This window comes from Pseudomonas juntendi, from assembly GCF_009932375.1.
Lineage (GTDB): Bacteria > Pseudomonadota > Gammaproteobacteria > Pseudomonadales > Pseudomonadaceae > Aquipseudomonas > Aquipseudomonas juntendi.
Genome location: NZ_BLJG01000060.1, coordinates 36,240 through 58,145 on the forward strand (window position 1 = coordinate 36,240; position 21,906 = coordinate 58,145).

Annotated in this window: 15 protein-coding genes; 7 read left to right on the forward strand and 8 right to left on the reverse strand. The window is 63.6% G+C overall.

Annotation, left to right across the window (positions count from 1 at the left end; genetic code table 11):
• Both GYA94_RS08895 and GYA94_RS08900 read right to left on the reverse strand, forming a co-directional pair.
• Positions 1-1,452: an AMP-binding protein gene (locus tag GYA94_RS08895; protein WP_161892149.1), complete on the reverse strand. Its 1,452-nt coding sequence runs from the start codon at positions 1,450-1,452 to the stop codon at positions 1-3.
• Positions 1,442-2,119 (reverse strand): thermostable hemolysin, encoded by a 678-nt coding sequence (locus tag GYA94_RS08900; protein WP_009685551.1) that lies wholly within the window; start codon positions 2,117-2,119, stop codon positions 1,442-1,444. Before GYA94_RS08900 ends, GYA94_RS08895 begins: the two co-directional genes overlap by 11 nt.
• Before the next feature lie 168 nt (positions 2,120-2,287).
• Here GYA94_RS08900 and GYA94_RS08905 point away from each other — a divergent pair, with 168 nt between their 5' ends.
• Both GYA94_RS08905 and GYA94_RS08910 read left to right on the forward strand, forming a co-directional pair.
• Positions 2,288-3,343, forward strand: a complete 1,056-nt coding sequence (locus GYA94_RS08905) for a HEAT repeat domain-containing protein (RefSeq protein WP_161892150.1) — start codon at positions 2,288-2,290, stop codon at positions 3,341-3,343.
• A 77-nt stretch (positions 3,344-3,420) separates the two neighbouring features.
• A complete protein-coding gene (locus GYA94_RS08910; RefSeq protein ID WP_161892151.1) occupies positions 3,421-5,037 on the forward strand; it encodes an ATP-binding protein in 1,617 nt (538 codons plus the stop codon).
• Between the two features lie 5 nt (positions 5,038-5,042).
• On the opposite strand, the gene GYA94_RS08915 is transcribed toward GYA94_RS08910, so the two are convergent.
• Positions 5,043-7,115 (reverse strand): ATP-binding protein, encoded by a 2,073-nt coding sequence (locus GYA94_RS08915; RefSeq protein ID WP_161892152.1) that lies wholly within the window; start codon positions 7,113-7,115, stop codon positions 5,043-5,045.
• A 240-nt stretch (positions 7,116-7,355) separates the two neighbouring features.
• Between GYA94_RS08915 and GYA94_RS08920 the strand changes: the two genes are divergently transcribed.
• The gene (locus tag GYA94_RS08920; protein ID WP_161892153.1) at positions 7,356-8,162 is read left to right on the forward strand and encodes a CSS-motif domain-containing protein; all 807 of its coding nucleotides are present in this window, start codon (positions 7,356-7,358) and stop codon (positions 8,160-8,162) included.
• A 22-nt stretch (positions 8,163-8,184) separates the two neighbouring features.
• Here the strand turns inward: GYA94_RS08920 and hppD are convergent, their stop codons facing one another.
• A complete protein-coding gene (gene hppD, locus GYA94_RS08925; RefSeq protein ID WP_161892154.1) occupies positions 8,185-9,261 on the reverse strand; it encodes a 4-hydroxyphenylpyruvate dioxygenase in 1,077 nt (358 codons plus the stop codon).
• A gap of 311 nt (positions 9,262-9,572) precedes the next feature.
• On the opposite strand from hppD, the gene GYA94_RS08930 reads away from it, so the two are divergent.
• Positions 9,573-11,159, forward strand: a complete 1,587-nt coding sequence (locus GYA94_RS08930; protein WP_110677242.1) for an EAL domain-containing protein — start codon at positions 9,573-9,575, stop codon at positions 11,157-11,159.
• A gap of 33 nt (positions 11,160-11,192) precedes the next feature.
• Positions 11,193-12,080: an EamA family transporter RarD gene (gene rarD, locus GYA94_RS08935; protein ID WP_029887129.1), complete on the forward strand. Its 888-nt coding sequence runs from the start codon at positions 11,193-11,195 to the stop codon at positions 12,078-12,080.
• Here rarD and GYA94_RS08940 read toward each other — a convergent pair.
• Positions 12,043-13,614 (reverse strand): TerC family protein, encoded by a 1,572-nt coding sequence (locus GYA94_RS08940; protein WP_054903822.1) that lies wholly within the window; start codon positions 13,612-13,614, stop codon positions 12,043-12,045. The genes rarD and GYA94_RS08940 overlap by 38 nt on opposite strands.
• 309 nt (positions 13,615-13,923) lie before the next feature.
• Between GYA94_RS08940 and GYA94_RS08945 the strand changes: the two genes are divergently transcribed.
• Positions 13,924-14,505, forward strand: a complete 582-nt coding sequence (locus GYA94_RS08945; RefSeq protein WP_110677244.1) for a LysE family translocator — start codon at positions 13,924-13,926, stop codon at positions 14,503-14,505.
• A 37-nt stretch (positions 14,506-14,542) separates the two neighbouring features.
• Here the strand turns inward: GYA94_RS08945 and GYA94_RS08950 are convergent, their stop codons facing one another.
• The 3 genes from GYA94_RS08950 to GYA94_RS08960 all read right to left on the reverse strand — a co-directional run bounded on the left by GYA94_RS08950 (position 14,543) and on the right by GYA94_RS08960 (position 17,725).
• Positions 14,543-15,343 carry an AraC family transcriptional regulator gene (locus tag GYA94_RS08950; RefSeq protein ID WP_161892155.1) on the reverse strand — a complete coding sequence of 267 codons (801 nt, stop codon included), beginning with the start codon at positions 15,341-15,343 and terminating at the stop codon, positions 14,543-14,545.
• Between the two features lie 38 nt (positions 15,344-15,381).
• Positions 15,382-16,500 carry a glycosyltransferase 61 family protein gene (locus GYA94_RS08955; RefSeq protein ID WP_110677246.1) on the reverse strand — a complete coding sequence of 373 codons (1,119 nt, stop codon included), beginning with the start codon at positions 16,498-16,500 and terminating at the stop codon, positions 15,382-15,384.
• Positions 16,501-16,570: 70 nt separating this feature from the next.
• Positions 16,571-17,725 (reverse strand): GNAT family N-acetyltransferase, encoded by a 1,155-nt coding sequence (locus GYA94_RS08960; RefSeq protein ID WP_161892156.1) that lies wholly within the window; start codon positions 17,723-17,725, stop codon positions 16,571-16,573.
• Positions 17,726-18,048: 323 nt separating this feature from the next.
• Between GYA94_RS08960 and GYA94_RS08965 the strand changes: the two genes are divergently transcribed.
• The gene (locus tag GYA94_RS08965) at positions 18,049-21,873 is read left to right on the forward strand and encodes a dermonecrotic toxin domain-containing protein (protein ID WP_161892157.1); all 3,825 of its coding nucleotides are present in this window, start codon (positions 18,049-18,051) and stop codon (positions 21,871-21,873) included.
• The last annotated feature ends 33 nt before the right edge of the window (positions 21,874-21,906 follow it).

The window sequence follows — 21,906 nt, forward strand, 5'->3', positions numbered from 1 at the left end:
TCATGACGGAATGTCGGACAACAAGGGTTGATAACGCTGCAGGATCGCCTCACGGCGTGGGCGGCCATTGGCGGTCAGGGTGTGCTCGGCGACCGAGAATGGCGCTGGCAAACGCCGCCAGGCATGCACCCTGGCGTAGTCGGGCAAACTGGCATTACTGTGCTGCACGGCCTGCCCGATAGCCGCGTCCGTGGTGCCCGGGTCGAGCGGCCAGAGCAAGGCCACGTTGCGCGGCATGCCCTCGCCATGAACGAACGCCTGGGCGATCACCCCGCTCTGGGTCAGCTCGGCTTCTACCCATTCAGGGTTGACGTTGCGCCCGAAGCTGGTGATGAACTGGTGTTTCTTGCGCCCGTTCAGGTGCAGGTAGCCTTCATCATCGAAAAAGCCCAGGTCGCCGGTAGCCCACCACGCGGTTTGGCTGGGCGTGTCGCCCAGATAGCCAAGCAGCAGGGTCCCGGCAACCAGCACCTCACCGTCTTCGGCGATGCGCACCTGCACATGCGGCAAAGGCCGGCCGACACTGCCTGGGCGCACCGCACCGGGGCGGTTCAGCGCCACCACAGAGGCACATTCCGACAGCCCGTAGCCCTCGAATACCGGCAAGCCTACGGCCTCGGCCCGCGCCAGCAGGCTGGGCGCCACACGGGCGCCACCCACCGCAACGAAACGCAGCATGCCAACCCCCATCAGCCCGCGCTCGATTGCCGTGACCAGCCCCAGCAGCAGTTGCGGAACCAGAATCAGGCTTTGTGCGCCGCTCAAGGCGATGGCCCCGAGCAGCCGCTTGAAATCGACCTGGCTGGCCCCCCCCATGCCCAACTGGGCCTGTGGGTACAGCATGACACTGGCCCCTGCCAGCAAGGCGGCGTAAACGCCCAGGTTCTCCAGCAACACGCCCAGCGGAAGCACAGCGAGGTAGCGCCGAGGCTGCGTAGGCCGGCTGGCCTGTTCCAGTTCGTGTGCGACCCGCAACATGGCCTGCGCGCTCAGGCACACGCCTTTGGGGTTGCCGGTGCTGCCAGAGGTGTAGGTGACCTTGGCGGTGCCTTCAGGCAGGGCCACCGCAGGCAGCGCTGGCCGCGACCAGAAGCCTTGCTGGTCGACGAAACCCAGCCGCCCGAGCAAGCTCTCCCAGGCGGGCGGGCCGAGCACCAGGCTGGCGCCGCTCTGTTGCAGGCAATGCTCCAACTGGGTTGGGCTGAAGAAGGTGGGCACCGTCACGCAGGCGCGCCCCGAGACCAGCGCGGCCAGGTCCCACAACAGCAGTTCGGGACCGTTATCCAGCCCCAGCACCAGCACACCGGCCTGACGCTGGCGCAGGGCCTCGGCACGCTGTAGCACCTCGGCAAGCAACTGCTTGTAGGTGTAGCGTGCACTGGCCCCTTCCAGCGCGGGCGCATCACCATGGGCCAGCAATGCCTGCCAGAAACGTTCAAGTTCAAGCGGCATGGCCGGTCTCCTCGTCCAGCACCGGAAAGCCCAGGCGGCGAAACACACCAGCGCTACGCAGCAAGTCGAAGCCTTGGCCGATTTCGCCCGCGTACACCTGCGGATGCTGGGCGTAATAGCTGCCCCATTGCGCAACGGGCTCGTCCAGGCGTGCCGGGTCGGCCTGCGCCAGCACGGTAGGTGCCAGGCCCAGGCGCTGGAAACTGTTGATCAAGGTGGAGGCACCGGTGAACGCCACCCACTTCAACCCACGGGTAGCAAGCAGCCAGGTCACGGCGGTGATCATGATGCGTGCGCTGCCGGCGCTCAGCGACGCCAGGTTGCCGACCTCGACCATGCACTCGCGGGCAACGGGCAGGCTGGTCAGGCGCGAAACCGCGGTTTCCAGGGGCACGTCCAGGTAACGCTCGAGAAACAGCGGCCCACTGCTGGCCGGGCGCAGACCCGCCGCCGCGATCAAGTGCCCGTGGCTATCACGCAAGGCCAGCAACTCGGGCAGGTAATGGTGTACATCGGCGTGGTGAACTTCAGCGAAACAGCGATGAATGAACTGCTCGAGCGCCTCCCGGTCAGGGTCGTCCGGCAGGTGCAGGGACAAACAGCCGTGATGCGCTGCATGGGTGCCTATCGGCAATGGGAGCAGGTGGCTCCAAAGGGTATGGGTCATGGAACTCCCCCCTGGTTAATGGGTTGGGCGAAGTATCAGTGACGAATCTGAAGGGAATCTGAAGCCGGCTGAACAAACGCCCGGAAACCGAACGGTCGATAGCCAAGCCGTTGCTTTTATCTACCGCCTGGCCCAAGCTCAGCCCTTCTTGCCGCCATGGACCCCCCGATGCCCAGACGCAACCGCTACCTGATCGCCATGCTGCTGTTGATCCTGGTATCGGCCCTGTTCGGGTACCTGTGGCGCGATACTCCGCCAGCCCAGCCGGCCTTGCCGGCGCATAGCTATGCCAAGGCCCTGCGCCAGGCCCACGACGGTCGGCCTGGCGCTGCCAGGGTGCTTTACCAGCAGTTGCAACGCACCGACTTGCCCGCCATCCGGCGCGCAGCCCTGTACGCCGAGCTGCCCAACTACCCTTCGCCACTGGCCTTGAAAATCGCCCGGCAAGACCTGGAACACGCCGAGCCACTGGTGCGCCGTGCCGCCATCGCAGGTATCCGCCGGCTGCTGCCTGCGGCGCAGCGCAGCCTGGTGCTTGGCCCGCTGCTGGACGATGACGACCAAAGCGTGCGCTTCGCTGCCGTGGACGCCTTGCTTGGCCTTTCCCCGGATGACATAGGCCTGTATTTCGGCCCGCTGCAGGCGGCCCTGGAGCAATACCAGCAAGCGCTGGCGCAACAACCCGAGGAAGCAGACGCGCAAGTGCACCTGGCGCGCTTGTACATGCACGAAAATGACTACACCCAAGCTGCGGTAGCCCTGCAACGTGCATTGACCGTCGCCCCAGGCAACCTCGATGCGCTGGCCACCCAGGTGCGCCTGCTGGAACGTCAAGGCCAGCACGATGCCTCACGCCAAGTGCTCGGCAAGGCATTGGCCCTGAGCCCGGACTCGGCCTTCCTGCAATACCAGCTGGGGCGCTGGCTGATCCGCCACCAGCAACGTGAGTACGCCTTGCTGGCACTGTCCCGCGCGGTTGAACTGGACCCGGACAACGTCGATTACCGCTATACCCTGGCGGTGACCCTGCATGCGCTGGAGCAACTTGATGCGGCGCAGAAGCAGCTGGAAACCGTGCTCAGCCAGCAACCGGCCAACCGTCGCGCGCGGGTGTTGCTGATCCAGTACTGGAAAGAATCCGGCCAACTTCAGAACGTGCAGGTGCTGCTGGCCGAGCTGGAGCAGCAAAACCCGGATGACCCCGCACTGCAGCAAGGCCTCTAGGCCTGCCTGAAACCTGTTGAACCCTGAGCCCGTGCCCAGGGTCCAGTGGTTATCAGGCCACTCTGCAGGAGAATGCCTTGGCCAGTTCGTTGGCGCTGGATGAACGTGCGTTGATCCTCGCCCCACCGCCGTTGGCGGCGCAAACCTCGCACCTGCTGTCGGCGGCCGGCATCGATTGCCTGTGTGCCACCGACCTGGCGCACCTGCATGCGCGCCTGGCAGAAGGCGCCGGCCTGGCGATCATCGCCGAGCAGGTGTTCAACGCAGGCCCTAGTGCCCTGCTGCAGGCCTTTATCGACCAGCAACCGCACTGGTCGGATCTGCCCATCGTGCTGGTGACCCAGGGGGCATGGTCGGCCACCCGCGTGCACAATCACCCGGTCGGCAACCTGACCCTGCTGGTGCCCCCTTTCGGCGACGACCAACTGCTGCACATGACCCAGTCCGCGCTGCGCCACAGGCGTCGGCAATACCTGACCCGCGACCAGCTTGAAAACCTGCAGCAGCGGCTGGATAACGGGCTCGCCCAGCCTGATGAGCCGACGGAGCGCTACGCCCAGGCCCGCTTCCAGGCGCGCAAGATGGAAGCTATCGGCCAACTCGCTGGCGGCGTGGCCCACGATTTCAACAACCTGCTCACCAGTATTGGCGGCAGTTTCGAGCTGATCGACCGGCGCCTCAAGCAAGGCCGCGCCGACGGCCTGGACAGTGTGTTGCGCCTGGGCCGCGAAGCGGTGTCACGCGCCGCCCGCCTCACCCACCGTCTGCTGGCCTTCTCATGCAGGCAGTCGTTGCATAGCCGATGCGTCAACCTGCATACCCTGTTGCAGACCAAGCAGCTGAAGGCTCAACTCAAGCCAGGGATAAAGCTGCAGGTGAGCATCGCCAAAGGCCTGTGGAACGCGGAAGCTGACGACCAACAATTGCGCGAGGCCCTCGACAATCTGATCCTCAATGCCTGTGAAGCCATGCCCAGCGGTGGCCTGCTGCGGATCGAGGCAACCAACCAGCCTATCTACAGCAGCCCCATGGTCGACGGCCCCCTGACCGCCGGCGATTACCTGCGCCTGAGCGTGATCGATAACGGTCAGGGCATGGCGCCAAGTACACTGGAGCACGCATTCGAACCCTTCTTCAGCACCAAAGCGACCAGCCAAGGCATCGGCCTGGGCTTGTCGATGGTGTACGGGTTCAGCAAGCAATCCCATGGCCATGTCACCCTGCACAGCCAAATTGGCAAGGGCACGCGGGTAGACCTGTACCTGCCGCGTCACATCGACCAGGCACCCTCGCCCGCCCAACCGCTGGTACCTGCGCAAGCCACACACGGCCACCGGGTGCTGTTGGTCGAGGACGACCTGCATGTTCGCGAACTGCTGTGCCAGGCCCTGCGTGACAATGGCTTCACGTGCCTGAGTGCGGCCAACGCCGAGGAGGGGCTTGAGGTGCTACGCGCCTCGCACCCCATCGACCTGCTGATCAGCGACGTAGGTTTACCCGGCATGAACGGTCGGCAACTGGCGGAGATTGCACGTAGCTTGCGCCCCCGGTTACCGGTGCTGTTCATTACCGGCTACGCGGAAACCGCGATGGCGCGCGAGGGCTTTCTGGGGTGCGATATGCACCTGATCTGCAAGCCATTCGAACTGCGACAGCTGCAGGAACAGGTGGCCATGATCCTTGGCCAACCCTGAGGGGCTCACTGTTCAAGCATGCGCAACGCCTGGTCTGCCAGGTCTGCCAGCGAAAACGGCTTGTTCATCAACGCTGTGCCAGGCTGTTCGAGCAACTGGGGCTCCACCGGTTGCCCCGCATAGCCCGTGATGAACAGGATGTTCTGCTGCGGCAGTTGCATGCGCATGGCCTTGGCCACCTGGCGCCCGCTGAAGCCGCCCGGCAAACCGATATCGGTGATCACCAGGTCGAACGGACCGTCATGGCGAAACCGCTCCAATGCGGTATTGGCGTCGCTTGCGTCAACCACCTGGAAGCCGCGCTCAACCAGGTATTCACGCATCACCGCGCGCAGATTGAGTTCGTCATCCACCAGCAGCAGCCGCTCGCCCTGGGCCATGCGTTGCGTCCTTTGCACCGGTTTGCACTCATCAGGAAGCGGCTCGAACGTTCTGGGGAACAACATCGACACCTTGGTGCCCTGGTTCGGCGCAGACTCGATCCACGCATAGCCCCCCGACTGGCCGACAAAACCGTAGACCATCGACAGCCCCAGGCCGGAGCCACGGCCGATGGGCTTGGTGGTGAAAAAAGGCTCGAACGCCTTGGCGATTTCCGCAGCCGACATGCCGTGGCCATCGTCCTCAACATGCAAGGCCACATAGTCACCCGGCGGCAGCCCGTTCTCGTCCGGGAACGCCGCGGTCAAGCGTTCGTTGACGCTGCGGATCGTAACATTGCCCCGCTCCAGGCACGCCTCGCGGGCGTTGGTACACAGGTTGATCAATGCATTTTCGAGCTGGGTGACATCCAGGTTGACCACCCACGGGGCGACGTCCAGTTGCCAGTGCAAGCACAACTCCGGACCCAAGGTCCTGCGCAACAACGGCTCGCACAGGCGCAACTGCCGGTTGAAATCCAGCGGCTTTGGCGCCAAGGGTTGGTGGCGGGAAAAGGCCAGCAAACGGTGGGTCAGCTCCATGGCCCGCATCACCGAATCGCGGGCAACATCCACATAAGCAGCGATCCGCTCCGGGCGCCCCTCCTGGAGGCGGCGCTGGAGCAGCTCAAGGCTACCGCCGATACCAGAAAGCAGGTTATTCAACTCATGGCCCATGCCCCCGGCCAGTTGCCCCACGACTTCCATCCGTTCAGTGTTGCGCATCAGCGCTTCGGACTGGCGCGCCGCCTCTTCGCGGTCCTCGCTGATATCCTGGCCGACTACGGTGAGCAAGCGCCCGTCGAAGCGCGCGCTCCAGCGGAAGGTATGATAATGCCCATCGCGGTGCCGCAAGCGGGTCTCGATCGAGTCTGCGCTGCTGGCTTGCAGTAACGCCGACACCACCACCTGCACCTCGGTCCGATCTGCCGGGTGCACCAGTTCCAGTACCGACACCCCCTGGATCTGCTGTTCGTCCCAACCCAGCACCCGGTGCCAGGCGGGGTTGGCGGCATGCACCTTCAGCTCCGGGGTAACCCTCATCATCGCATCGCGTGACATCTGCCAGATCTGCTCGCGCTCCAGCACATGCCGCTCGATCTGCTGCTCGAAGCCTTGCGCCTGCTCGCGCCAATGCCGGTGTGCCTCGACGCTGGCAGTGGTCTCGATCACCGTGTGCAGAAAGCCCGCGACATTGCCTTGCTCATCGTGCAGGGGCGCGTAACCGAATGCGCACCACAGTGGCTCGCCGCACAGGTCACTGCCGATGCGCAAGGGAGGGTCCTCGACAAAGTTCGACTGCCCTTCCAGGGCCTTGAAAACCCACGGCCCCACTGTCGGCCAGATTTCGCGCCACAGCGTGTCGAACGCCTGGCCGAGCCCATCCGCAGCGCCGCCGCGCAATGCACGGTAGGCATCATTGTGCACCACAGTCAGGTCTGGCCCCCAGACCACGGCACAGGGGAACGGCGACAGGTGCATCATATCCACCGCGATGCGCAACGAAGCCGGCCAGCGCGGCAGCGGCCCTAGGGAGGTGCGGCTCCAGTCCAGCTGCACGATCCGGTCGTCAACCGGCCTGCGGGCTGCGACAGCAGGCGGGTGAAGGCGGATCTGTGGCTCAAGGCCAAGTGATGATTTTTTGGCGACCAATGTCATGGCTCCAGCATGGCCAAGGGGGCTGCGGGTAATGCTATTGAAGTTAGCACAGCACGTTCGGCCCACCATGGCGGAGTTCAAGGTGCTGGCCCGGCTGGCAGGCCGATAGGGCTTACGCAGGTTTGCGCAATTACTGTCACGCGCGCTTTCTTCGGCCTACAGCCGAACGACCATCGAACACCTAGGCTTTGGGCTCGGCTGTTCAACTGGAACAGCGTTGCAGCGGAGCGCAATAGGTCTATGTCGTACATCGTCAACGCCGGGCGTAGCATGCTGGAGTTGCTGTTGCTGATCGTGGTGGGGCTGGTACCCGTGGTATCCGGGTTGCTGGTGATGATCCTGCAACTGCAAACGAAACTTGCGGAGAATGCGGCTGTTTCCGTGAAGGAAGCGGTTTACAGTGTCGATCAGGCATTCAACCGCATGCAGGAAACCGCGTTGCGTTCACTACCGCTGGCCGGGCAGCCTTGTGCCAGCGCCCTTAACACCTTGCAGGATCATGTCACCAGCCTGTCCATGCTCAGGTCCCTCACGCTGGTAGAGGGCGAGCAGGCCTATTGCAGTACCACGCCGGACCCGCTGGAGGATTTGACCGCATTTGCCACGTCTGGCCGCCAGGTCGAGATTTCCTATGGGCTCGCCGACACCCGCCGCAAACTGCTGGTGAACCTGTATACGGCCGACAATAATCAGGGTGTCATTGTGACGGCGTATGCCTCGCAGCTTCGCAGCGAGCTGGACGCTTTCCAGGACGGGTTGACGCTGCTGCTGGAATTCGACGACCGCTACCTGTGGAGTGGCGGCGACAGCCGCGCCGGCGCACGCCCCTCGCAGGACGAGTTTTCGACCAGCATGCTTTCGCAGAAATACGGCTACCGGGTCGTAGGGGGCTATGCCGAAGGTTTCACCGCGCGGGAGATTCGCCAGTCGATGCGCCAGACCCTGCCCTCCTTGCTGCTGGTGGGGGTTCTGACCGCCTCGGTGGTTTTCCTGGCGCTGATGAAAGGGCGCGCGAACAGGCGTAGCCGCGCCGCCGAAGGGACATGACGGCGGCGCCACTACCAGCGTGTCAGTCGGTGCTCAGCACGCCGCGACGCACCTGGTCACGCTCGATGGATTCGAACAGGGCCTTGAAGTTGCCTTCACCAAACCCGTCGTCGCCTTTACGCTGGATGAACTCGAAGAACACCGGCCCGAGCAGGGTTTCCGAGAAAATCTGCAGCAGCAGGCGCTTGTCTTCCGGCTGCGAGGCACCATCGAGCAGGATACCCCGCGCCTGCAACTGATCGACCGGCTCGCCATGGCCGGGCAGGCGCTCTTCGAGCATTTCGTAATAGGTTTGTGGCGGCGCCGTCATGAAGCGCATGCCGAACCCCTTCAGCGCGTCCCAGGTCTTGAGCAGGTCATCGGTCAGGAAGGCAACGTGCTGGATGCCCTCACCGTTGAACTGCATCAGGAACTCCTCGATCTGCCCGGCACCTTTCGACGACTCTTCGTTGAGCGGAATGCGGATCATGCCATCCGGGGCGGTCATCGCCTTGGAGGTCAGGCCGGTGTACTCACCCTTGATGTCGAAGTAGCGGATTTCACGGAAGTTGAACAGCTTCTCGTAGAAGCCCGCCCAGTAGGCCATGCGCCCGCGGTAAACGTTGTGGGTGAGGTGGTCGATGACCTTGAGGCCGGCACCGACCGGGTGGCGGTCGACACCCTCGATGAAGTTGAAGTCGATGTCGTAGATCGAGCTGCCTTCCTCGAAACGGTCGATCAGGTACAGCGGCGCACCGCCAATGCCCTTGATCGCCGGCAGGCGCAGTTCCATCGGGCCAGTTTCGATTTCTACCGGCTGCGCGCCCAGCTCCAGCGCACGGGCATAGGCCTCATGGGCATTGCGCACACGGAAGGCCATGCCACATACCGATGGGCCATGCTCCGCGGCAAAATACGATGCGATGCTTTTGGGTTCGTTGTTCAGAATCAGGTTGATGCCACCCTGCCGATACAGGTGCACATTCTTGGAACGGTGGGTCGCGACCTTGGTGAAGCCCAGCATCTGGAATACCGGCTCCAGTACGCCAGGGGCCGGGGCCGCCAGTTCGATGAATTCGAAGCCCAACAGGCCCATTGGATTTTCGAAGATATCAGCCATGTTCGTGTCCTCATCTGCAGCTAAAAATTAGTGATTGCGTGGGATGCGGAACAGAAATGGCGGGGCGCACGGGATACCTCGCACGCTGCGGGCGAGGAAGTCACCTATGATCAGCTTGAACCCATGGTATGTCATATGGACCCATTCTCGGCGGGCTTGATCCTTCGGCACTGAAGGACCTTATTGTTTTATTCGTAAACCGATTCTACATTGCGTAAATGCCTTTGTCGCGTTTTTGTTAAGGCCCCTGCCCGACTAACGGCTATGCTCTGTTAACCCTTCAGCGTAGCCTTTCAACGTAGCCACCCAGCATGCCCCTTACAGCCAAACACCGCAGCGTCTTCAGTTGGCGCACCCTGTTACCGCTGGTGGTCGGTATGGTGCCGGTAGTGAGCGGCCTGGCGATCATGCACTGGCAGATCGAACGGGAAATGAAGGCCAGCAGCCACACCACCACGCAGCAGGTGCTCGGCCATATCGAACATATCCTCGACAACCTGTCGAGCGCCGCCGACAGCTTGCTGGCGCACACCGATGTCCCCTGCGAGCAAGCCCAGTTGCTGTTGCGCACCCAGGTCACGCGCAACGCCTTCGTGCGCTCCACCAACCTGTTCAGGCACAACAGCATTTATTGCACGTCGCTGTTCGGCGCATTCGATGAGCCAGTCAATCCCGCCGACTATGTCGATGGCAAACTGTGGCTGATGGATGGCAACTCGGTCACCCCCGGCCACCCACTGTTGGTGTACAGGGCCAGCCAAGGGGACCACGGTGCGATCAGCACGGTCGACGGCGATCACCTGCTGACGGCGCTGCGCCTGATAGGCGCCGACGAAGCGCTGTACATCCGCGTCGGCGACGCCTGGATGGGCAAGGACGGCATCGTGCACCATGGCCAGCCGCCGGCCGCTGATCACGCCAATGTGCTGCTGGCCTCCACGCGTTATCCGCTGAGCGTACAGGGCGGGTACAGCGCCGCCGAGCAAAGCCGCCTGTGGCGCAGCCATTACCCTGCCCTGCTCGGCATGCTGCTGGTGCTGGGCGTGATCGCAGGCCTGGTATGCCACTGGCAGGTGCGCCGCGCCAACTCACCCCGCGCCGAGCTGAGGCGGGCGCTGGAGGCCGACGAATTCCTGCCGTACTTTCAGCCGGTGGTGCGCAAGGGTGATTACCGCTGGGCCGGCGTCGAAGTGTTGATGCGCTGGAACCACCCTCAAGAGGGGCTGGTACGCCCAGACCTGTTCATCCCCTACGCAGAGCACAGCGGGCAGATCGTGGCCATGACCCGGGCACTGATGATGCACACTGCGCAAGCCCTGGCGCCCTATGCAACGCTGCTGGAGGACGGCTTCCACGTCGGCATCAACATCACGGCCGACCACTGCCGCGACCTGACTTTGCTGGAGGACTGCCGCACGTTCCTGCAGCACTTTCCCCCAGGCCGGGTGGTGCTGACCCTGGAGCTGACCGAGCGCAAGCTCATCGAACCCACGCCCGTGGCGCTCGAGCTGTTCGAAAAGCTCGATGCCATGGGGGTGAAGATCGCACTGGACGACTTTGGTACCGGCCAGTCCAGCCTCAACTACCTGCTTCAGTTCAAGGTCGATTACCTGAAGATCGACCAGCGCTTCGTGGCCATGATCGGTGCCGATGCGCTGTCGGTGCATATCCTGGAAACCATCATCGAATTGTCAGCCAAACTGGGCCTGGGCATTGTCGCCGAAGGCGTGGAAACCGAAACGCAGCGCGATTACCTGGCTAGCCATGGCGTGGACTATCAGCAAGGCTACCTGTTCGCCAGGCCCATGCCTGCACAGCAGTTTCTCGAAGCGCTGGCCACCCGCCCCGGCGCCTCGCGGTTGCCGCAAGCCGCGCCCCCTGAGATCATTGGCGGCTGACCTTACCGCTCCACTCCTGTATTCGAGGCATTCGTGTCAAAAGGCATTGTTTCATCCGTCGTGGCGTCCTGCATGTTCGCCGTGATGTACTTCTATACCTCGTTGCTCAGGCCACTCGATGGCGAAGAGATATTCGGCTGGCGCACGCTGCTGACCCTGCCCTGCCTGACCTTGTTCATGCTGGTTTCGAAAGACTGGAAACGCGTCGGCCAATTGCTGGGGCGCGTGCGCCGCACGCCGGTGCTACTGCTCGGCATGCTCGGCACTTCGTGGCTGATGGGGGTGCAATTGTGGCTGTTCCTGTGGGCGCCCCTGCACGGGCGCAGCCTGGAAGTGTCGATGGGCTACTTCCTGCTGCCGCTGGCCATGGTCCTGACCGGGCGGCTGGTGTACGGCGAGCGCCTGTCACGCCTGCAGGCAGTGGCCGTGGCCTGCGCCGCACTGGGTGTGGGCCACGAACTCTACCAGCATGGCAGTTTCGCCTGGGAAACCCTGGTGGTGGTGACCGGCTACCCCGTCTATTTCGTACTGCGCCGGCGCTGCGGCACCGACCACCTGGGTGGCTTGTGGTGCGACATGTGCCTGCTGCTGCCCTGGGCGCTGTATTTCGTGATGCAGGGGCCGCTTTCCAGCGCTGACCTGCAGGCGCACCCAGGGCTGTATGCGCTGATTCCGCTGCTGGGGGCGATCAGCGCCTGCGCCCTGATCGCCTACGTGCTGGCCAGCCGCTTGTTGCCGTTCAGCCTGTTCGGCCTGCTCAGCTACGTCGAGCCCGTGCTGCTGGTGGGCGTGGCGTTGCTGCTGGGCGAAACCATCGGCCCGGACCAGTGGTTGACATACCTGCCGATCTGGGCCGCCGTGCTGGTGCTGGTGCTCGAAGGTTTCAAGCACCTGCTGCGTCAGCGTCGCCGTTCGGTGTAAGGCGCACCTGCCTTACCCGCCGTTCTTCGATCGCCTCCACGGTCAGCGTCCAACCATTCCAGCGCAACTGATCACCCACCATTGGCAGGCGGTCAAGCAGGCTCATCACCAGCCCGGCGAGGGTCTGATAGTCCTCGGTGGCCCGGGCGCTGAAGCCGGTACGCGCCTGCACCTGGCTGAGGTTCAAGGCACCACTGACTACGAAACCCTCACCTTCCTGCACGATGCCAGGGCCGTCAACCTCGCTGGCATCCGGCAATTCGCCAGCGATCGACTCCAGGATGTCGGTCATGGTCAGCAGGCCGGTGAAGTCACCGAACTCGTTGACCACGAAGGCAATGTGCGTGGACTGGCCGCGCATCTGCTCCAGGGCGTTGAGGATACTGAAGCTTTCCAGCAGGTTCAGCGGTACCCGGGCCATGCCTTCCAGGTCGGGCTGGTTACCCGACAGCACCTCCTTGAGCAGCTCTTTCTTGTGCACGAAGCCCAACGGCTCGTCGATTCGGCCGCCGCGTATCAGCGGCAGGCGCGAATACGGCGAGTTGGCCAAGGCCTGGGCAATGGCCTCGGGCGGCTGCGCCAGGTCAATCACATCGACCTCGGTACGTGCGGTCATCACCGTGCGAATCGGCCGCTCGGCCAGGTTCAGCACGCCGCTGATCATCACCCGCTCGCGACGGTCGAACAGCACCTGTTCTTCGCCACCCTCGACCAGGTCGGCGATTTCCTCGCCCACCTCGTCAGCTTCGACGCGGCGGCCGCCCAGCAGGCGCAGCACGGCATGCGCAGTGCGCTCACGCAGCGGCTTGTGCTGCTGCAGGCTGCGCTTGCGCCGGGCGCGCGCCAGCTGGTTGAACAGCTCGATCAGGATCGAGAAGCCAATGGCCGCGTACAGATAGCCTTTGGGTATGTGGAAGCCCAGGCCTTCGGCGGTCAGGCTGAAACCGATCATCATCAGGAAGCCCAGGCACAGCATGATCACCGTGGGGTGGGCGTTGACGAAGCGGGTCAGCGGCTTGCTGGCAACGATCATGATGCCGATCGAGAAAATCACCGCGATCATCATCACCGACAGGTGCTCGACCATACCCACCGCAGTGATCACGGCGTCCAGCGAGAACACCGCATCCAGCACCACGATTTGCGCGACGATTGGCCAGAACGCAGCATGACGCAAGGTGCCGCTGGCTTGGGTCACATGCCCTTCCAGGCGTTCATGCAACTCCATGGTGGCCTTGAACAGCAGGAACACACCACCGAACAGCATGATCAGGTCACGGCCGGAGAAGCTCTTGCCGAACACCTCGAACAGCGGTGCCGTGAGGGTGACCATCCAGGAAATGCTGGCCAGCAGGCCCAGACGCATGATCAGCGCCAGGCTCAGGCCAATGACCCGGGCACGGTCGCGTTGATGCGGGGGCAGCTTGTCCGCCAGGATGGCGATGAACACCAGGTTGTCGATACCCAGCACCAGCTCGAGGACGATAAGCGTCAACAGGCCTAGCCAGGCAGTAGGATCGGCTAGCCATTCCATTAGCGGGTACTCACGAGGGCAGCGTCACGAGGACGGGGAAGGTTTGGCCAGGACGGCCACGAACTGGGGGGCTCCGCGAAGGTGCTCATATAGACCTTGATAACAATTAGGGAGAATGATGCTACAAGGACATCAGGATTGTCCGACAGCGTAAAACTATTACAAAACCTGTAACAGGCCGGCGGGCGGAATGAGGCCGGCCGCTGGGCGCGCATTTCGACGGGTCGCCTGGTGCGGGTACTTTCGTTCAATACACCCCACCGCGCGACCGGCCAGCATAGCCGCCTCACAACAAAATGGATCGCCTTCATGAGCTTGTCCCTCTCCATGGCCGCCTTCGCACTGGCGGCTTCCATCTCCCCTGGCCCGGTCAACATCGTCGCGCTCGGCAGCGGTGCCCGCCATGGCCTGCGGGCCAGCCTGGGCCATGTGACCGGCGCCACGCTGGGCTTCTGTGTGTTGCTGGTGCTGGTCGGCCTGGGCCTGCACCAACTGCTGGTGCGCTGGCCGGTGCTGGGCCTGCTGTTGCACTGGGGCGGTGTGGCGTTCCTGCTGTACATGGCATGGAAACTGGCCAGTGACAGCGGCGAGCTGGGCAGCACGCACCCCGAGCAGGCACCGTCGGCCTGGCACGGCGCCGCCATGCAGTGGCTCAACCCCAAGGCCTGGTTGGCAGCGGTGGCCGGGGTTGGCGCCTACACGGGCGGCGAGCAGCAGCTGCTGTGGCTGTTCACCTGGATCTACGGGCCTATCTGTTTCATTTCGGTAGCCTGCTGGGCCTGGGCCGGCAGCGTTATCCGCCAGTACCTGGGCAACCCGCGGCATATGCGCCTGCTCAACCGAGGGTTGGCCGTGCTGCTGGTCGGCAGTGCGCTTTACCTGGTGATCTGAGACCGGCCCGGGCCCGCCTTTGGCGGCAGACGCTGGCCTATGCAGGCGTGCAACCGCGGGCGCCAGCATTGCGGTAATGCCCCGGTGTTGCCGCCAGGTGCTGCTTGAAGGCGCGCTGCAAGTGCGCCTGGTCGGCGAAACCGGCTGCTTGTGCCACCTCGGCGATAGCCCGCCCTTGGCGCAGCTGCGCCCGCGCCAGTTGCACGCGCTGGTCGAGCAGATAGCCGTGGGGGGTCAGCCCGAAGTGTCGGCCAAACGCGCGGATCAGGTAGGAACGCGAAAGGCCACAGGCAGCACAGATATCCTCAAGCCGCAGTGCATCGCAGCGATGGGCACGGATGAACGCGGCTGCGGCCTCCAGCCGTGGGTTACGCACTTCGGCGGCCTGCGCGCTGCCCTGCAGCAGGGCGGGCAATTCACGGAACAGCGTGGCCAGGCGCGCCTCGCGGTCCGGCACACTGGCATCGAACAGCTCGGCAAAAGCCTGCAACAGCCGCTGGTACAGCACGGCAGAGGTGCTGAGTGTCTGCACCGGCAAGGTGAACCCCAGCGCCTGCAGCCACGGCCAGTCGACGAACAGCATCAGATAGGACCACGGCTCCCCTGCAATCGGGTTGCAGGTATGCACGACCCCAGGGTTCATCAGGACGGTAGTGCCCGCCGCAACCTCATGGCGCTGATCGCCATTGAGGTAAGTGCTACGCCCACCGGTGATCACCCCAATGGAAAAACTTTCGTGGGAGTGCGCGGCGTAGCACACCTGGCGCCCGTCGCCTACCTTGCGGGCCTCGACAAAGGGTAGCGCAGGGTCGCGCCAGAACCGTGATACCTCGAGCATTGCCATCCCCAGTTGCCGTGTGCCTGGATACTACACAGTTATTGCGGGAACAGGTCCAGGGTGCGTTCCACTTCACCGATATCGACCCTGAACCCGTCGCCTTCCGGCAGGCCGACCACGAAGCCGAAGTGTTGCTGATCACGGTCGGTCAGGTACTTGTAGTAGCTGACGAAGCGGTTCGGCGGCTGCAGCGTCAGCAGGCAGCCACCGGGCTGCAGCACATTCACGCCATGCACCAGTTGGCTACCCTCCACCCCAATCACCACCTTGGCCCCGGCACAGGCGGCGATGATGCTCGGCACATCCGACTTGAGCGGGTTGACGATGCGAAAACCCCGTGTAACCCGCAGGTGCTCGGCAAGCGCCAGCTCGTTGCGCAGCAGGCGCAGGTCACCATCACCGCCGCGCAGCAGGAACACCCCCGGGTGCGGCGCATGGGCGACATGCGCCAACAGCTTGTCGCCCATGGCACGGTAGCGGGCATGCCGGCTGCGGTTGTTGCTCTGATCGTCGAACAGCACCAGCTCCCGGAAAAACGCACTGCGCAAGCGCAGCGGCTGCATGTCCAACCAGTCTTCGTAGGCCGGTGCCTGGGTGAACAAGGGGTACCTGGCCGACGGTGCCGTGGTCACCGGCACACCCTCGTTGCAGGCCAGCGCATACGTGGGGCAATCCTCCATCAGCCAGGTACCGAACCACGAGTTGCCATTCTGCGTGCAGTAGATGGCAGCGCGGTCGATTTCATGGTCCACCACAATGCGCGGGAAGGTGTTCGGCTTCTGCGACAGCCAGTGGCTGGCCTTACCCTTGTACAACGCCCCGTCGACCAGCCAGACATCCTTGATCAGGTAGCCACGGGTCGGCCCTTGCAGCGCACTGATGCCACCCTCCATGGTGCGCGCCGGGTGCACGTAGGGGTAGAACCGCTTGCCTTCCCATCCGGTGACCCGCTCCAACTGCCCCGGCAGGTAAATGGCCGGTGGCGACACCGTGGTCTCGCCCGGGGCGATGTCCCAACTTTTGCTGGCAAGGCTCTTGACGTCGATTGGCGGGGTTCTGCCCAGCCGTTTGCGGGCGATGTAACGGTAGGCAGCCAGGGTCCAGCTGCGTGGCGCAGCGGCCGGCGAAGCATTGAACTGCGAGATGTCGCTTGTCATGAAGCGTCCCCTTGATGGCGAGGTTCAGCGCATGGCGCAATAGGATGACTCAACGCATCCGTGCGCCCCTTCAACTGCACATGACGCGCTGCATGATGGGGGGAGACTGCTGGTTGGCGTAGCGGTTGCGCAGGGCCTGCACGAAGGGTTCGCCAATGGCGTTGTCGCCGTAGAGGTAGATCTTGTGCAGGCCGCCGAACACCATCTCATGGTAGCGGCTGGCAACTTCCTCATCGCTGGGGCCTGCTGGCAGGCCCAGATGCAGGGTCAGTTTGTCGCCTTCCATTGCAAACATCGGCGTGTCCCAGAGAAACTTCGCCGTGCCGGTCTTTGGCAGCCGCACGAACAGGTAAGCATGGTTGCCCAACGAATCGATGTCGCCCCCACGCCGCCGCTTCCACTTCAGCAAGCCGTCGTCCGGGCGCGCCAGGCACAGGCCGATGTCGTAATAATCGAAGCCGTGTTCCAGTGCCCATTCCAAGGCCATGAAGGTGGTGATCGAGTTTACTTCGCGCAACTTCCTGGCGTCTGAAAACACCGCTTCGCAATAGCCGAAGCGCAAGGTGCTCCAGTAACGCTTGCCATCGCGCACCACTTCGCAGCCAAGGTGGCAACCGATCACTTCATCGCCGCAGGTGATCAGGTCGAGCCGCCCGACACTCTGGGCAATGCGGAACACGTCGTCGGTGGGAAACTGCGCCGCATGTATGCCTTGCCTGGCAGTCGCGTACGGCCGCAACAGCTCACGGTCAGCCATGGCAATCTCGTCATCGGCAAGTGCCTGACGCATCTGATAAAGCGGGCGGTTCTTGCGAATGCTGCGCCGCAGTTCACTGTCGTAGCGCGCGGTGATGTCTTCCAGGGGGCGCCCCAGTGGCACCACGGCGCTCAGATAGTGCGGCACCGATAGCGCGCCGGTAGTGGGCATTTCGCTGATCAGCACCACATGGTCGGCAGGTGCGCTGGCACTGGCGCTTTCCACGATCGCCGCACTGCCCTGCCCCTTGCCGCCAATCAGCAGCTTGGCCATTTCCCGTTGGTGCTTGCGGCCGATGTAAAGGATCTCGTAAGGGCTTTCCTGTTGCAGCCGAAACCTGGCAACTTCCCAGCGCCACAAACAGGCGCGCGCCATTACCTCACGCACTTGGCTGCCCAACTGTCTGATTTCGTAACGGGTGGAGGGCGATATGAATTTTCGCGCCGCTGCGGTCAAGGTCGCTTTCATTTCTTCTTCCACGTCCTTTGAAGTGCCAGGGTGTATCGGAACAAGACAGATAAACAGCGAAAAAACATCTAACCCATTGATATTCAAAGGTTAGGTCGCACAGTAACTTCACATTCAGTAACAATTTAAGGTGGGCGAAATCACTTTGGCAAGTGGCACTTGGCTGGTATTTGTCTGAATTATTCTGGCGTCAAATTTCCTGCCGCCACTGCGTTAATTTGCGACAGATTGCTATAAGCGTGCCGACATCACGATAACCGGTTACCACTTCGCTATCGATAACTGGCGTTTGATGCCTTCTTTGCATAAAGAGGTGCATCATCATGATAGGCAACAATCCACACCACGCCCTGCTCGCGGCACAACTGCCGCATTGGGCACGCCGTGCCAACCCCGGGCAATGGGGCGCTTTACAGGCCAGTCAACATGCCCCGTGGCAGTTGGAGGACTGGTTCGACAATGCCGCACCCGACCTGCGCGAGGCGGTTTGCGCCAGCCAGAACCAGTTGCTGCATGCGCAAGCGGCGTTGGCAAAGGCGCTTAAAGGGCTCAAGCAGATCAGTGAGTTTGCCGAGCCACTGCTAAAAGGCCGCCTGGCAGAACATGGGCTGGACACGCCCTTGCTCGATACCCAACTACTGCGGGTCGAGCATGATTGGCATTGGCTGGGGCTGCGTCATCTTTACAGCCATCGTCGCGATAGCCTGCTGCAGGCTGCCCTGCAGAACTTCGCCGATGATGAAACCTTCAGACCCGAAAGTGCCATTGCCCTGGGTAGTGATATACAGGTGGTTGCAGTTGAAGTACCCGGCACGGTACCGATTGGCATGCAAGCGCCCCCAGCACACTTCACCCTGCGGTCCGAGCGCTACCTGGTGAAGCGCCTGCCGCTGGCACCCCAGGCATTCGCGACGCTGTGCCGGGAGCTGGACCTGGGCGGCGCCTACCAGACCCACCTGGACCAGCAGCTGGCCCGGCCCGAAACCCGGGCACTGGCTGTGCGCGCGCAGCAAGCACGCTTGCGCCTGGCCGCCGACCTGGCCTACCTGCGGCACCTGCTGGACGGGGCCTCACGGGACGAAATCCAGCGGCTGCTGCAAGGGCACCCCGTGCAATGTTGGCAGCTGGCGCTGTTCGGCATCACCCTGCACGAGGTCATGCTGATCGATGCCGGCGCGCACGGGCTGGTGCTGCATATGCCGGGCCACGAACCGGCCCTGCACCCGTGCAGGGACCTGGCGGCGGTGCACGCCACACTGGCAACCCTGCTGGTGGAACCCGCTGAACGCCAGGCATTCGCCGCCTATATCCAGCAGGATGAACAGGCGCACTTCTTCGACATGCTGCAGCAGAACCTGGATGCGGCCGGCAACACCGCCTTCGACCGCCCATGGCCACGCGCAGCGCAGGCTGACCTGCGCCTGACCCGCCAGGCGATCACGAGCGAACCGTTCGGCTACTGCCATGACCAGTATCTGCTGCGCCTCAAGCATGAAGCCAGCTTGCTTGCGGTGCCCACCGCAGCAGCGGACGCCAGCGCCAGGGCCAGGCGGCTCGAAGCGTGGGAAAACCTGGGCTGGGACGCGCTCAATGCCGCCGCATTCTTCGTGCCCGGTGTCGGCACCTTGATGCTGGCGGTGACCGCCTGCCAGCTGCTGGGTGAAGCGGTGGAAGGCTACGAGGACTGGCAAGCAGGCGACCGCCAGCTGGCCCTGCGACACCTCGAAGCGATTGGCCTCAACCTGGCCCTGCTCGGTGGCTTCGTGGCGGCGGGCCAGGCGGTGCCCAAACTGTTCGACAGCCCCTTGATGGACAGCTTGCAGGAGGTGCGCAGCAATGATGGGCGCTACCGGCTGTGGAACCAGGACCTGGCACCTTACCGCAGTGACGTGCAACTGCCGGCCGACGTGCATGCCAATGCCCAGGGCCAGTACCTGCATGAGGGGCGCCTGTTCATCCGGATGGACCGCCACCTCTACGAACAACGCTTCGATGACGCCCGGCAACAATGGCGCATCGTTCATCCGCAAGCAGCCGAAGCCTGGCAGCCGCCACTGGAGCACAACACCCAAGGCGCCTGGCGCGGCGAACACGAGCAACCCGGTGATTGGGCGCTGGAGACAAGCGTACGCCGCCTGGGCGAGGCCTACGCCGCCTTTACCCCAGAGCAGGTCGAACAAGCCGGCCGCATCTGCGGCATCGACAGCGAGCAGCTGCGCCAGGTGCATGTCGAAGGGCTGCCACCGCCCCCGCTGCTGCTCGACACCCTGCAACGCCTGAATGCGCAAGCCGCGGTGCAGGCCCTTGGCGACAGCGCACCGCCTGGGCTTTTCCAGCATCTTTACGAGGGTAATAGCGCGGTAGCGCCGGCGGTGCAGCAGTTGCTCGACACCTACCCACGGCTAACGTCCACCCTGGCCCGGCGCATGCTGATGCGCTTGAACGCCGCCGACACCGCTACCTGGCAAGCGCATGGCAAGCTCCCTGCGTGGTTTGGGATGCAGCTGCGACAGCTGGACAGTGAATTGCCGCTGGTGCGTGCCCTCGAGGGTGTGGTGCAACCGGCGTTTGCCAACGACGAAAGCGAACGGTTGTTGTTCAGTGCACTCGACGCTCTGCCAGGCTGGCCCCGCGACCTGAGCCTGCAACTGCGCGCAGCCAGCCCTCAAGGGCCGCTGCTGGCACGGGTTGGCAGTGAACACGCCAGCCTGCACAGCCGGGTCATCAAGTCGGCCGAAGGCTACGAAGCTGACCTGGGTCAGCGACCTGCCCCGGCAAAACGGGATCGTGACCTTTGCCGTGCAGTGGCGCAGGCGCTGCCTGCGCATGCCCGGCAATCCCTGGGTACGGCTGCCGACGGCAATGCCTTACGCGAGCACCTGCTGGGCTGGGTTGCCGAACACCGGCAGACCCTGCCACAGCGCCTGTGGGGGCCGCGGGCCGTGCGGCCCAGGCCAACGGGTGGCTTGCGCGGCGGTCGCCCGCTGGCGCCGCTTGCGCCTGAGCCCCGGCAAACCGGTTCGGTAGAAGGCGCTTATCGGCGGATCTACCCCAATGCCAGCGATGCCGAAATCCAGGCCTGGCTGGGCCATGACGAGGACGAGCCATTGGCCGACGACCTGAGCTCGACCACCCAACGCCTGCGCGATCTGCACCAGCGTCTGCAAGACCTGCGCGGTGACCTGCAACGCTGGGTGCAGGCAGACCCTGCGCGCGCAGCGCAGCGCCAGCCCGCGGTACGCCCATTGGTCAACGCCTGGCGGCGCCTCTCAACCCTGCCTTTTGCCGCCACGGGGCGCATGTACAGCCTTGAGCTTTCCGGCCTGGGGCTTAACGGCGAGGACCTGGCAAGCCTGGCGCTGCCGGATGATTTCGCTCATATCGAGCATCTTTCGCTCAGCCAGAACAGTGAGTTGAGCCACCTGCCGGCAACGCTTGCGCAGCGCTTCCCCAACCTCAAGCGCCTGATACTGTCGGATTGCCGCTTCGACCGTGTACCGCGCCTGCCCCAGCCGTGGCAATTGCACTGGCTGGACCTGGACAGCAACCGCATTACCTGGGATGCCAATGCCCAGCGAACACTGGACCGCTACACGCGGCTGGTGCAACTGGACCTGTCGGACAACCCGCTGATCAGCGCACCGGACCTGCGCAATCTTGCGCAACTGAAAACCTTGTTCCTGTCCGGTTGCAGCCTCGTCGAACTGCCGCAAGGCCTGGACCAGATCAGCGAACCGTTCGTGCTGGACTTGGCTTCCAACCAGTTCCAGCACCTGCCTGCAAACTTCGCGGTCACCCGGCCTGTCGCCGATGCCTTGCGCCTTGAAAGCGAGTGGCTGGGCGCGCCCGTGCGGGCTCAGATCGACGCCTACAACGCCGCGCACCAGGTCGACCTGCTGGTCAGCGAAAGCGACTACCTGGATTTCTTCGACGAAACAGGCCCCGACGAAGCGGCGCTGTGGCAGCGCTTGCCGCTGCCGTACCGCCGTGACCTCAGAGCCTTGCTGGACATGGAGCCATTCCAGTCTCAACCGCAGCATGCACGCGTGGAGTTCTGGCGACGGCTGGCCGTGCTCGACGCCGATCCAGCGCTGCGCCAGCAAGGCCTGATGCGCCCGGCCCAGGCACTGTTCACCCTGGCGCTCTGAGCAATCCGCAGCGCCTGGTCGAACAACCAGGCG